This is a genomic window from Planctomycetota bacterium (assembly GCA_026387035.1).
Taxonomy (GTDB): domain Bacteria; phylum Planctomycetota; class Phycisphaerae; order FEN-1346; family FEN-1346; genus JAPLMM01.
Genome location: JAPLMM010000182.1, coordinates 1 through 12,830, shown reverse-complemented (window position 1 = coordinate 12,830; position 12,830 = coordinate 1). Strand labels below are relative to the sequence as shown.

The window sequence follows — 12,830 nt, the reverse complement described above, 5'->3', positions numbered from 1 at the left end:
GCCATGCTCTTCTGGCAGCATAGCCTGTATGGGTCGGCCGACCTGGTGCTGACGCCGAAGCCCGTCCACGGTCCCCGCGGCGAACTCCTCGAGGACTGCTGGTCGAGGCCGGCGGACCTTTACCGGCGCCTGGCGGAGTCGCTGGGCCCGTTCGACTTGATGCACTACTGGGGCCCGATGGCGGGCCTCGGGTCGAGCCGATGGATCGCCGACGCCGCGCTCGAGGTCTGGCGCAGCGATCGGCCGGACCTCGCCCTCGTTTACTTGCCGCACCTCGATTACACCGGCCACCGCGCCGGGCCGACGTCCGACGCGCATCGCGAGGCCGCGAGAGAACTCGACGCGCTGGTCGCGCCGCTCCTTGCCGCGGCTGAGGAGGACGGCGCCCGCGCGATCGTCCTCAGCGAATATTCCTTTGTGCCGGTCCGGCGGGCCGTCGCGCTGAACCGCGCGCTGCGCGAGGCCGGCTTCCTGGCGGTGCGCGAGGTGGCCGGCGCCGAGTACCTCCACGCGGGCGACTCGCGGGCCTTCGCCATGGTCGATAACCAGGTCGCCCATGTTTACTTTCCGGCGTCGTCGGACCTGGAGCGCGACGTGCGGAAGGTCCGGGCGATTCTTGAAGGTGTGGACGGCGTCGGGGCGGTGCTCGACCGGGCGGCGATGAGCGAAGTCGGCCTGGACCACGTGCGGAGCGGTGAACTGGTGGCCCTCGCCGAGCCCGACGCCCACTTCACCTACTATTGGTGGCTCGACGACTCGAAGGCGCCGCCCTTCGCCCGCACCGTGGACATCCATGCGAAGCCGGGGTTCGACGCGGCTGAACTTTTCGTGGACCCGGCGACGAAGGCGATTCCGCTCTCGGCCGAGCGGGTTCGCGGTTCGCACGGCCTCGTGCCGGACGACGGCGCGGGATGGGCCGTCTTCTGCACCTCCGAGCCGGCGAAGGAACTGATCGGCCGCCGCTCCATCCGGGCCGTCGAGGTGGCGCACCTGGTGGCGCCCGGCGTCGGGCGGTGACGACGGGAAAACTTCGCGAATGGCCGCACTTCCTTCGGCGGCCCGCGGGCGATAGGATGGAATCCCGGGGGTGGACCCGGAAGGGCCTTGAGGGATGAACGAGGTCGAGAAACCGACGCGTAGGCGGCGGACGTGGCGGACGATTCTTCTCGTCGCCGGCGCGCTCGTCGCGCTTCTGGCGGCCGGGGTGATCCTCTTGCCGATGCTGCTGCCCGAGAGCGCCATGTGCCGGCAGGTGGAGGCCGCGCTTTCGGAGCGGCTGGGCGGCCGGCCCGTCACGGTCGAGTCGGCCGGTTTCCGCTGGGGCGAGGGCCTGCGCGTGACGGGCCTGAAGGTCGGCCGGCGCGACGGCGGGCCGGAGACGCTTCTGGCGCGGGCCGACCGGCTCCTGGTGCGCTTCAGCCCGCTTGATGTCGCCCGGGCCGCCGCGGGCGGCGACGTGCCCATCGAGACCCTCCGCGTCGAAGGCCTCGAGATCTGGCTCGTCCTGGAGCGCGACGGACGCTGGAACACGAGCGACCTGGCCGGTCCCGGCGCGCCGGGACTGCACGCCCGCTCCATCCAGGTCACCGACGGAACGATCCACGTCGAGAACCGGGCCCTCGGGCGCAGCGTCACGCTGGCCGGCGTGCGCGGCAGCATCGGCGAACTCGCGACGACCGGCCAGGGCTACGTGACGATGGCTGCCCAGGTGCCGGCGCCCGACGGGTCCGACGCCGGACGCCTCTCCATCACCGCGAGCACCAATTCCGTCGACTTCAGCCGCTCCGACGCGCTGGCCGGCAGCCTGAAGGTCGAATGGCAGGACGTCGTCTGGTCGGAGGCGCTCGGCATGGTGCTGGCCGACCCGCGCCTGCGCGGGCTCATGAGCCGGACGACCGGCCGACTGTCGGCCTCGTTCGGCGGCGGGGCGTGGCAGGTGGAAGGCGCGGTCGAAGGGAACGACCTGGCCCTCGAGTCACTCGGCGTCGAGGCCACCGTGCCCCACGCCATCCTCGGGTTCCAGGTCCGCCGGGCCGCCGCCGAGGCGCCCCTGAAGGTGGACCTGGTGAAGTTCTCCGCGCCGGGGGTGAACCTGCACCTGGAGGCGGGAACGCTCCGGGTGGACGGCGCGGCCCTTCGCGAAGTGGACCTGAAGGCGCGGACGATGCTCACGTGGGCCCCGCTGGCCCGGAGTCTGGCGCCGCTCCGGCGCTGGGCCGAGCGGTTCGAGCGCCTGGACGGCAACGCGGACCTGGTTCTCGCGTTCAAGAGCACGGCGGAGGGTCTTCGGCTCTCCGGGTCGCTCGACCTGAAGGACACGCGGGCGGTCCGGCCGGGCGTCGTGCGCAAGCAGATGGACCGCGTCCTCGTGCTGGAGTGGGAGGCCGATGGGCGCAGCGATTTGACGGGCTGGAATGTCCGGCGTGTCATGGTGGAGAGCGAGGCGGGGCGCCTCACCGCCGCCGGCCGGCTGCCTCTGCCCGATTGGGGCGCGGAGGGAGGCTGGCAGGTCGGCGGGGCGACGTTCGAGGCCGAGGCGCGCGTCACCGACGCGGGGGCGCTGGTGGCCCTGGCGCCGGTCGTTCGCCGGGTGCTCGGGGACATCGAGATGACCGGGCCCCTCGAGGCGCACGTCGCGCTGGCGCCCGAACCGACGGGCGCGGCGGCGCCCGCCTGCCGGGCCGCGCTCCACATCAATCTGACGCCGACGGCGGTGCGGTGGCCCGGCGGCGTCGCAAAGCCGGCGGGCATGGAAGCGAGGCTCGACGGCTCAGCCCTCGTGGCGGGCGACGGGCGGCGGGTGGACCTCCAGAAGGTCAGCGTGCACCTCGACAAGGCGGCGCTCGATTGGATCGGGACGGCCGAGTTCCGACCCGCTCGCCCAGTCGAGTCGCCCGAGGCGACCGGCGAGGGCGAAGGCCCCGTCGCCGGACGACTGAGCGGCCAGGTCTCCATCGAAGGCGTCGAGGCCGCCGGCGCGGTGCTCTTGCCCGGGCGGTTTCCGCCCGAGACGCCGCCCATCCGCGGCAAGGCGGCGCTGGCGGTCGAGGCCGACCTCGCGGGCGGCGCAGTCGAAGGCACGATCGAGGCCGACTTGGCCGGGATCGCCATCAACGCGGGCCAGTACTTCCTGAAGCCCGACGGGCGACCTGCCGGCGCGAGGCTGACGGGCAAGTGGACCCCCGGGCCGCCGGCGGTCGGCACGGTTCCGGCCGGTCCGAGCCGCCTCGAGGGCGAGGCGGTCCTGCGCCTCCCCGGGGCGGTCGTCCGGCTGACGGGCCAGAGCCAACTGCGCGTCGCCGCGGCCGAGCCCAACCCGGCCCGCCCGCAGCAATTGGCGGGCGCGCCACCCGCGCGGTCCCTCGTCGTCGAGGCGGGTCCGGTCGCGCGGCTCGACGTGTCGGCGGACTTCGACGACCTGGCCCGGGCCATGGAACTCGTGCCGGCCTTGAACCGGCGATTCGCCGGCCGGTTGGCGGGCGGCGGGCACGCGACCTTGCGACTCATCACCGTGCCGAAGAACCTGAACCTCAAGGCCGGCGCCGACCTGACGGAGGCGTCGGTGGACCTGGAAGGCGTCCTGGCGAAGCCGAGGCAGATGCCTCTGGAAGTCCGGTTGTCGGCGGACGTCGTGTCCGACCAGGATGCGGCAGGCGCGCCGATCTTCGTGTGTGAGACGGAAGCGGAGGGCCGGCTGGGCGAGTCGGCGACGCGGGCGACGGGTCGGCTGGAGTTCCTCGCGCCGCCGGCGCTCGGCGCGCTGGAGAGCGTCGACGAGATCGAAGCGCTCCTTCGCTCCGCCGCCGTCCAGGTCGCCGCCACGTGGGAACACGACGCGGCCCTGCGGGAGGCGGTCCCCTTCCTCGCGCCGCTCTACGACTGGTGCAATCTGGAGGGAGCGATCGCCCTGGCGGCGACGATCTCGGGAACGCCGGCCCGCGGCACGGTCCACGTGGACGCCAGCGCCACCGATTGCCGCATCCTCCAGTCCCGGCGCGCCGGGATCGTCAAGCCGGCGGGAGTCCCCGCGACGGTCTCCCTCGACGTGCGCTACGGCCAGGTGCCGGGCGAGATCCTGCTCGATACCCTGGTGGTGCGCCTGGCCGACGGGAAGGTCGAGGCCGCCGGACGCGCGCTGTTCGATCCCGGCGCGCCGGGACTGTGGGCGTTTCCGATGCCGACGGCCTGGTCGCTCCGCGTGAAGGGGGGCGTCCCGGACGTCCGTTCGGTGGCGGCCCTGTTTCCGGCGCGCGTGGCGGCGCTGAAGGCGACCGGCGGCGCGACGCTGGACATGGAGGCGTCGGCGGATGCTTTCGGCTTCTCGCTCGAGCGGTGCGAGATCGCGTTCCGCCAGACGGGGCTGGATTGGCTCGGGAAGCGGCTGCTCCTGGACGGCCCGATTTCGTACGACGGCCGCCGGCTGGCCACCGACGGGCTGCGCCTGGCGGCGGGGCGGTCCGACGTCACGCTGGTCGCGTACGTGTCGGACCCGGGGCGGGCGCCGCGGGGGTCGCTGTTCATCCGCGGCAAGACGGTGGCCCTGGAGGAGGTGCAGGCGCTGGTGGAGGAGACGAGCCGGCGGCTGGCGTCGTGGGCCGCCCCGCCGGGGCAGGCGGAGGCGGCGGTGCGGACCCGGATGGACGACCTGTCGGCCCGTCTGGCGCGGCGGCTGCGCGGCCTGCTGGGCCGGGCCGACGTCTCCGGCGACATCGCGCTCGGCGAGGTCACGCTCGCCGTCGCCGACCTGGGGGCGAGTTACACGCTCGGCGGCTTCGAGGCCGAGTGCTCCCTCAGCCGGCGCCGATTCGACGTCCCGCGCTTCGCGTGCACCCTGAATGACGGCAACGTCTCGGGGAGACTGGCGATCGACTTCGCGACCCTGCCGCCTGTCCTTTCGCTGGTATTCACGGCCCAGGATTTGAAGATGGGCGACAACCTCAAGCCCTTCATCGACCGCACCTTCCCCGGCATGGAGGTGTTCGGGCGCTTCACCCACACCGAGGCGCTGACGCAGGAATTGGCGAAGGGGTCCGCGCCCGTCGGCCGAGGCGAGACGGTCCTCGTGGACGGCCTGTTGAGAGGGCCCGGCGCCCCGGACTACGTCACGAATCTCCTGCCCGGGCTGAAGTTGACGACCTACCGCTTCAATCGCATGAGCAACGTCTTCGAGCATATGCCGAACGGCGACACCGAAAACCGCATGATCTTCGACGGCCAGCAGTACGACATTTTCATGTTCGGCGTGACGCGCGCGGGCGGCGCCATCAATTACACGCTCGGCGTGGACCTTTCGGTGAGCCTCGGCTCGAAGGTCTGGAGCCGCACCCTCGACCAGGGGAAGATCCCTCTGATGCACTACACGGGGCGGATCGTGGGGGCTCGGTACGTCCCGCCGGGGCCGGAGATTTCCTACGTCCTGCCGCACGAACTCGCCTACGACCTGTTCATCCGGCGAAACCTTTTGTTCCAATTGCTCGCGCATCTCGGCGAAAAGCCGCCCGACCTGGGGAACCCCCCGCCGCCCCCCGGCCGCAGCCCGACAAACCCGGGACCGTGAATGGCCGCTCACGACATCCGAACGTTCATCGCGAGGCTCGAAGCGGCGGGGCAACTGGTGCGCGTCCGGGCCGAGGTCTCGGCGGACCTGGAGATCGCCGAGATCGCGAGCCGCCTCGCGGCGTGCGGCGGCCCGGCCGCCCTCTTCGAGAACGTCGCGGGACACACGATGCCGGTCCTCGTCGGCGCGTTCGCGTCGATGGAGCGGATGGCCTTGGCCCTCGGGGCCGAACGCATCGACGAGGTCGCCGAGCGCGTCGCTCGCCTAGCGGCCACGGTTCCCCTGGCGGGCCCTGGGCCTCGCCGAGGGGCGGGCGGCGCGGGGCTGGCGGCCAAGGTGAAGGCCCTGCCGAAACTCCTGGAACTGGCGCGTCTGCGGCCGAAGACGGTCCGCTCCGGCCCGTGCCAGGACGTCGTTCGCACCGACGACGCCGACCTCGGGCGCCTGCCCGTCCTGCGCTCGTGGCCCGGCGACGGCGGACCGTTCATCACCCTGCCGCAGGTTTACACGGCGGACCCGGACGGAAAACATCGCAATGTGGGAATGTATCGGCTCCAGGTGTTCGGGCCGCGCCGTCTCGGCATGCACTGGCACCGCGACCACGACGGGGCCCGCAACTATCGCGCGTGGGCCGAGCAAGGCCGGGCGATGCCCGTCGCCGTCGCGCTCGGCGGCGACCCCGTCCTCACCTACGCCGCTACCGCCCCGCTGCCGTACGGCATGGACGAACTCGTCTTCGCCGGCTTCCTCCGCGGCGAGGCGGTCCGCGTCGTCCCGTGCAGGACCGTTCCCCTGGCCGTCCCCGCCGACGCCGAAATCGTCATCGAAGGAACCGTGGATCCCGAGGAGCGAGCCCGCGAGGGTCCCTTCGGCGACCACACCGGCTACTACACGCCCGCCGACGAGTATCCCGTGATGCGCGTGACGGCCATCACGCACCGCGCGGACGCCGTCTATCCGGCGACCGTCGTCGGGCGATTCCCGAAGGAGGATTGTTACCTGGCGAAGGCGACGGAGCGGATCTTCCTCCCGGTCATCCGCACCGTCGTGCCGGAAGTGGTGGACATCAACCTGCCGCTCTTCGGCGTCTTTCACAACTGGGCGTTCGTCTCGATCCGCAAGACCCGGCCGGGCCAGGCGCGCCAGGTCATGCGCGCGATCTGGGGCCTGGGGCAGTTGGCTTACACGAAGTTCCTGGTCGTCGTGGACGAGGGCGTCAACGTCCACGACTCGGACGAAGTCCTGTGGCGCGTCGGGGCCGAGGCCGACCCGCGCCGCGATACTTGTCTGGAGACGGGGCCGGCGGACGTCCTGGACCACGCAGCCCCGGCGGGCGGCGAGGGCGGGAAACTCGGCATCGACGCCACACGCAAACTTCCCGAAGAGGTCGGCGGCCGGCCCTGGCCTGAACCCCTCGCCCCGGACCCCGACACCGCCGCACGCGTCACGCGCCGCTGGCAGGACTACGGCCTTGAATAAGCGGATTCACGCAAGTCTTGCCCACCTTTGGCGCGGCGGGTCTCCGTACCCGCCGCGCGAAAAAGCCCCTTTGCGCGGTGGGTACGGAGACCCACCGCGCAAGACTCGGGAATACGGTCTTGAATGAGCGCCCGGCAGGAAAATCGGCGGCCGTGCGCGAAATCTTCGCCGCCGTCGCGCCGCGGTACGATTTTCTGAATCACCTGCTGTCGGCGGGGCTGGACCATCGCTGGCGCTCGCGTGCGGCCCGGGCGTGCGGCCCGCCTTCGCCAAGGCTACGGCGGGCAAGCCGGGGCGAAACGGCCCTCGACGTCTGCTGCGGCACGGGGGACCTGGCAGCGGCGCTGCTCAGGCGCCGGGCGTGGGGCCGCGTCATCGCGTGCGACTTCTCGTCGGCCATGCTCGCCCGCGCGCGAAGGAAACTCGCAGGTCCGATCCGCGCCGGGCGCGCCAGCGTCCTGGAGGCCGACGCGCTTCGCCTGCCCCTCGCCGACGGGTCGGTGGACGCGGCCGCCTCGGCCTTCGGCCTGAGGAACCTGGAGGATCCCGCGCGCGGACTTGCGGAGATGGTCCGCGTCGTCCGGCCGGGAGGCCGGGTGGTCGTCCTGGAGTTTCACGCGCCGGCCGGCCGGGGACCCTGGGCCGCGGCCTTTAGGCTTTACTTTCATCGCGTTCTGCCTACGCTGGCCGGGTGGATAGCCTCCGCAGGATGCTGCGCAGGCCCCGACCGCGGCGGGTATCGGCACCTGGTGGACTCGGTCGAGGCGTTCGGTCCGGCGGAAGCGACGGCCGAGGCCATGCGCGCCGCGGGCCTGGAGGCCGTCACCGTCGAACGGTTGCCGGGCGGGATCGCGGCCGTCTTCGTCGGCCGAAAGCCACGCTGATACGGATTCGTCCTATGCACTGCGCCAAATGTTACTTTTTCGAGACGGCGGTCGGCGACGAGGTGTGCAACCGCTGCGGCCGGGCGTACCTTCCCGAGGCGAACGTGTACCTGGGCCTCGCGGTGTTCGTGACGGCCGGCCTGGCGTGGTCGCTTCGAGCCCTCCTGACCGCGTCGGTGGACCCGTTCGTCCGGCCGGCGCTGGACGTGGGGGCGTGGGTGACGTGGCCGGTCTCGATCATCGAGCGTCCGGCCTACGGCCTGGTGATCGGGGCGTTTCTGGCGATGCTGGCGGTGGCGCCGATCCTGACGGGGGTGATGTATGGCAAGCGCGGGGGCTGGCTGCTGGTGCTCGTCATCGCGCTGGTGGGCCCGTCGCGGCTGGGGGGGTCGCCGATTACGTTCGTCCTGCCGACGGCCGTCTTCGCCGGCGTCCTGGCGCTGGGCGTATGGATCGCGGCCGGGTACACGCTGCGCTTGCGGAGCCGACTGGCGGGCGCCCTGCTTGGGCTCATTCCGGCGGCGGCGTATTGGTTCATCGCCACGGCCGCGAGCGACACCAGTGCGGTGGCGCCGGTGCTCTGGGGGGTCGTGTATGTGGCGCCGGTGGCGGCGGTGGGTTTTTCGGCCGCGGCCGCCTCGCTCGTCGTCGCCGTCGGGTGGGCGGACGGGTGGCACGTCCGCTGGCCCGGCGCGCTGCTGGCGGTCCTTGCGGCCGGGCCGATCCTCTCGCTCCTGGCGTTCGTCGGCATGGACGAGGTCCGGTACGGGTTTCTGAAGCGGCCTGTGGGCGAGGCGCCGAGCGTTCCGCCGCTGAAGGAGTATTGCGAGTTTCTCTCGCGCTATCCGTCGAGCCGGCGGTCGGCCGAGATCCGCGCCGACCTGGCCGCCCAACTCACCCGGCTGGGGCCCGCCCGGCTTCGCCAGGGCGGAGCCCCGCTACGCCGGGGCGAAGCCCGGCCGGAGGGGTTCCCGGAGGCCCGGCAAGTCTGGCAGGAGATTCTGGCCAGGAATCCCGACAGCCGATGGGCGATGGACGCGCAACGGCACCTGGGCGACGCCGACGCCGCCGACGGCCTCTTCGCCGAAGCCGAACGCCAGTACCGGGCCGCCCTCGACCGGACCGCCGGTCTGGAGGTGCCCGACGTGGCTCCCCTGGCCGATTTCACCGTCCTGGGGCACTTGCTGACGGTCGGCGACGCGCTGGAGGTGTGCGACCGGGCCAACCATCTTCAGGCCGTCCGCCAGGAGGTGCTTCTGCACCTGGCGATCCTCGAGGAGAATCACCGGCCGACGCCCGCGGGGACGCGCGCGCTCGCCCTCTTTTTCCGGGCCTTCGCCTTGAAGGGAACGAACGCGTACCGGTCGGCCCTCGTCGAGGCCCGCGAGGCCGACCCCGAGGGGGCCCTGGCCGACAACATCGCCTTTCGGCTGGCGATGTTCGAGGCCGACGAGTACAAACGCATCGAGCAGTTGAACCGCGTGGCCGAGGCGTACCCCGGGACCGACGGCGCGATGCAGGCGCGCCTCGCCGCCGCCGAGGGACTCCTCGTCCGGGCCGCCTCCGACCCCGGTTCCTGGCGGCGGGCGCGCGACGAGTTGATGCGCGTCCGCGACGAACTGGACCGGCGCCGGGCGCGCGACCCGCAGGACCTCTACGTCGCCGCCTTCGCCGACCTCGTGGGAAAGAAGATGGCCTATGTCGAAGCGCAACTGCGGCCCCCCGCCGGCGCGGGGTAAGCGGCTCGTCATCGGCGTGACCGGTGCGAGCGGCGCCCTCTATGCCGTCCGACTGGTCGAACTGGCCGTCCGCGCCGGACGAGAGGTCCACCTCGTCGTCACGCGCGCCGGGCGGCTCGTCCTGGCGGACGAGGCGGGCCTCGCCGGCACGGCCGAGGCGCCGGACTTCTCCACGATGTGGCCGAAGAAGGTCCTCGCGCACGTCCGCTACACGCCGGCCGAGAGGCTCGACGCCCCGCCCGCCAGCGGTTCCTTCGACGCCGAGGCCGTCGTCGTCATCCCCTGCACGATGAACACGGCGGCGGCGGTCGCGCACGGGCTCTCGGCGAACCTCGTCCAGCGCGCCGCCTACGTCGCGCTGAAGGAAGGCCGGCCCCTGGTCCTCGTGCCGCGAGAAACCCCCATGACGGCCATGGACCTGGAGAACCTGGCGCGGCTAGCGCGGGCCGGCGCCGCCGTCATCCCCGCGATGCCCGGCTTCTACCATCGCCCGCGGTCGGTCGCGGACCTCGTGGATTTCGTCGTGGCGAAGGTGCTCGGGCGCCTGGGCATCGAGCACGACCTGCGCGTCGCCTGGCCGAAGGGGGGTTGACAGGCGGGCCGGCGGTGCCTATCATGGTATTTACCAAGTGGAGGATGCGCGATGGCCACCGCCAAGGTTTTCAAGACGGGGCGCAGCCAGGCCGTGCGGCTGCCCAAGAAGTATCGGTTCGGCACTCGTGAGGTTTACGTGACCAAGGTGGACGACATGGTGATTCTCTATCCGCCGAAGAAGGGGTGGAAACTTCTGGAACGGGCGATTCAGCGCTTCACGGAGGACTTCATGGCCGACCGCGATCAGCCGCCCACGCCAGAGGAGCGCCAGACCCTGTGATCCGCCACCTGCTGGACACGAATATCTGCATCGAGTTGATCCGCGGCCGGTCGTCCGAAACGCTTCTGGCCCGGTTGCGGCGGCGGAAGATCGGCAGCGTAGGCATCTCGGCCATCACCCTGGCCGAACTCCAGTATGGCGTGGCCTGCAGCAGCGACCCCGACCGCAATCGAATCGCCCTGGCGCAGTTCCTGGCGCCGCTGCCGATTGTGCCGTTCGACAATTCAGCGGCCTCGACCTATGGGCGTCTTCGCGCGGACCTCCGGCAGACCGGCTGGCCTATTGGGCCAATGGACATGCTGATCGCCGCACATGCCTTGTCGCTTGACGTCGTGCTGGTCACCAACAACGAGCGGGAGTTCCGCCGCGTGCCCGGCCTGCGAGTTGAGAATTGGCTGACGAATGTCTGAACTCTTCGAGTTCGCGCGGACCATCCGCCTGGAGCACTCCCTTTTCGCGCTCCCCTTTGCGCTCGGGACGGCGATGCTGGCCGAGCCCCCGTGCCCCGCGCCGGCCGCCCTCGCGCTTCTGGTGGCCTGCATGGTGGCGGCGCGGACGGCCGCGATGGGTTTCAACCGCGTTGCTGACGCTTCGCTCGACGCGCGCAACCCGCGGACGCGCGACCGCGCGATCCCGGCCGGAAGGCTGGGGCGCGGCACGGCCCTGGCGCTGACGCTCCTGAGCGCGGCCGCTTTCGTGGCCGGCGCGTGGGGGTTCTGGTTTCTGCGCGGCAACCTTTGGCCGGGCCTGCTGGCCCCGGCGTTTCTCGCCGTCCTGTTCGGATATTCCTACACGAAGCGGTTCACGGTCCTGACGCACTGGGTGCTGGGCCTTTGCCTGGGCCTCGGGCCGGTGGGGGCGTGGATTGCCCTGCGCGGGTCGCTCGCGCTCGTGCCCGTGCTCATCGGCGCCGCCGTCGTCGTCTGGACGGCCGGGTTCGATATCCTTTACGCGCTCCTGGACCTGGAGGTGGACCGGCGGGAAGGATTGAAGAGCGTTCCGGCGCGGCTCGGAGTGGCGGGGGGGCGGCGTGTGGCTCTCGCGTCGCACGCCGGGATGCTCCTCTTGCTGGCGCCGGTTCCGTTCCTCGGGATGCCGGGCTCGGCCGACGGGCGCGTCGGAGCGGGGAGCCTTGCGGCGCTGGCGGCGATGGCGGCGGTCCTCGGTCTGGCGCATGTTCGCGCGCGGCGCGAGACCCCCGAGGCCGTGGCCGCCGCCTTCTTCCCCCTCAACGCCCTGGTGAGTATCCTATGGCTCGCGGGTGTTATGGTGGACGTGGTGGTGAGGCAGGCGCGGGCATGAGCGATCTGGAGGCCATTGCGGCGAAGGTTGAGGCCGGCGAGCGCCTCTCGCGCGAGGACGGCCTGGCGCTCTTTGCCTCGGACGACTTGGCGGCCGTCGGTCGGCTGGCCGACGCCGAACGCCGCCGGCGCCACGGCCTGGCCGCCTTTTACATCATCAACACGCACGTCAACTATACGAACGCCTGCCTCAACCGGTGCCGCTTCTGCGCGTTCGCCCGCGAAAGCGGCGACGCGGACGCCTATCTGTTGGACATTGAGGAGATTCTCGACCGGGCCGCCCCCGACGTCGAGGCGGGAGCGACCGAAATCCACATCGTCGGCGGCCTCCATCCCGACGTCGGGCTGGACTATTACCTCGGCATGATCGGCCGGCTGCACGAAGCGTTTCCCGAGGTGTGCCTCCAGGCGCTGACGGCCGTCGAGGTGGAGTACGCGGCGCGGCAAGCGGGCCTCTCGGTGACGGACGTGCTCGGGCGCCTGAAGGCGGCGGGCTTGGCGGGCTTGCCGGGCGGCGGCGCGGAGATCTTCGACGCCGGCGTCCGCCGGCGCATCTGCCCGCGAAAACTGAGCAGCGAGGCCTGGCTCGACGTCCATCGTCGGGCACACGCCCTCGGCCTCGCGACCAACGCGACGATGCTCTACGGCCACCTGGAATCCCAGGCCGACCGCGTGGACCATCTTCTGGCGCTCCGCGGCCTGCAGGACGAGACGCGGGGATTTCAGGCGTTCATTCCTCTGCCGTTCCATCCGGAGGGGACGGCGATGGCCGACCTCGAAGGGCCGACGGCCGCCGACGACCTGAGGACGATGGCCGCCGCGAGGCTCCTGCTGGACAACTTCGACCACCTGAAAGCCTTCTGGGTGATGCTGACGCCGGACCTCGCGCAGGTCGCCCTCAGGTTCGGCGCCGACGACATCGATGGGACGGTCGTGCGCGAGGAGATCACCCACGCCGCCGGCGCCCGCACGCCCCAGCGCCTGACGCCCGACGCC

10 protein-coding genes are annotated in these 12,830 nt (G+C 71.7%); all 10 read left to right on the top strand.

The genetic code is table 11. The features are described 5' to 3' along the window. Nucleotides 1-1,017 (top strand): alkaline phosphatase family protein (locus NTX40_06610; protein ID MCX5648750.1); only part of this gene is annotated, 1,017 nt, incomplete at its 5' end. Nucleotides 1,018-1,111: 94 nt separating this feature from the next. Further along, nucleotides 1,112-5,557, top strand: coding sequence for a hypothetical protein (locus tag NTX40_06605; GenBank protein ID MCX5648749.1), 4,446 nt, complete (start codon nt 1,112-1,114; stop codon nt 5,555-5,557). After that, nucleotides 5,558-7,036 (top strand): menaquinone biosynthesis decarboxylase, encoded by a 1,479-nt coding sequence (locus NTX40_06600; protein ID MCX5648748.1) that lies wholly within the window; start codon nt 5,558-5,560, stop codon nt 7,034-7,036. A gap of 152 nt (nt 7,037-7,188) precedes the next feature. After that, entirely contained in the window at nt 7,189-7,920 is a 732-nt protein-coding gene (locus NTX40_06595) for a ubiquinone/menaquinone biosynthesis methyltransferase (GenBank protein ID MCX5648747.1), read from the top strand. A gap of 14 nt (nt 7,921-7,934) precedes the next feature. Continuing rightward, nucleotides 7,935-9,659, top strand: coding sequence for a hypothetical protein (locus NTX40_06590; protein MCX5648746.1), 1,725 nt, complete (start codon nt 7,935-7,937; stop codon nt 9,657-9,659). Then, nucleotides 9,619-10,251 (top strand): UbiX family flavin prenyltransferase, encoded by a 633-nt coding sequence (locus NTX40_06585; protein MCX5648745.1) that lies wholly within the window; start codon nt 9,619-9,621, stop codon nt 10,249-10,251. The genes NTX40_06590 and NTX40_06585 overlap by 41 nt, the downstream gene beginning before the upstream one ends. A gap of 51 nt (nt 10,252-10,302) precedes the next feature. Continuing rightward, complete coding sequence (gene vapB, locus NTX40_06580; protein MCX5648744.1) at nt 10,303-10,533, top strand: type II toxin-antitoxin system VapB family antitoxin; 231 nt, start codon at nt 10,303-10,305, stop codon at nt 10,531-10,533. Next, complete coding sequence (locus NTX40_06575) at nt 10,533-10,943, top strand: type II toxin-antitoxin system VapC family toxin (protein ID MCX5648743.1); 411 nt, start codon at nt 10,533-10,535, stop codon at nt 10,941-10,943. The genes vapB and NTX40_06575 overlap by 1 nt, the downstream gene beginning before the upstream one ends. After that, nucleotides 10,936-11,835 (top strand): putative 4-hydroxybenzoate polyprenyltransferase, encoded by a 900-nt coding sequence (ubiA, locus tag NTX40_06570; GenBank protein MCX5648742.1) that lies wholly within the window; start codon nt 10,936-10,938, stop codon nt 11,833-11,835. Before NTX40_06575 ends, ubiA begins: the two co-directional genes overlap by 8 nt. Further along, the coding region (gene mqnE, locus NTX40_06565) for an aminofutalosine synthase MqnE (protein MCX5648741.1) at nt 11,832-12,830 on the top strand (999 nt) is incomplete at its 3' end. The genes ubiA and mqnE, both read left to right, overlap by 4 nt.

Bases quoted from the DNA above. Each gene is read 5' to 3' on its own strand.
- vapB (MCX5648744.1), top strand. From the start codon at position 10,303: ATGGCCACCGCCAAGGTTTTCAAGACGGGGCGCAGCCAGGCCGTGCGG.
- NTX40_06605 (MCX5648749.1), top strand. From the start codon at position 1,112: ATGAACGAGGTCGAGAAACCGACGCGTAGGCGGCGGACGTGGCGGACG.
- NTX40_06585 (MCX5648745.1), top strand. From the start codon at position 9,619: ATGTCGAAGCGCAACTGCGGCCCCCCGCCGGCGCGGGGTAAGCGGCTC.
- NTX40_06590 (MCX5648746.1), top strand. From the start codon at position 7,935: ATGCACTGCGCCAAATGTTACTTTTTCGAGACGGCGGTCGGCGACGAG.
- ubiA (MCX5648742.1), top strand. From the start codon at position 10,936: ATGTCTGAACTCTTCGAGTTCGCGCGGACCATCCGCCTGGAGCACTCC.
- NTX40_06600 (MCX5648748.1), top strand. From the start codon at position 5,558: ATGGCCGCTCACGACATCCGAACGTTCATCGCGAGGCTCGAAGCGGCG.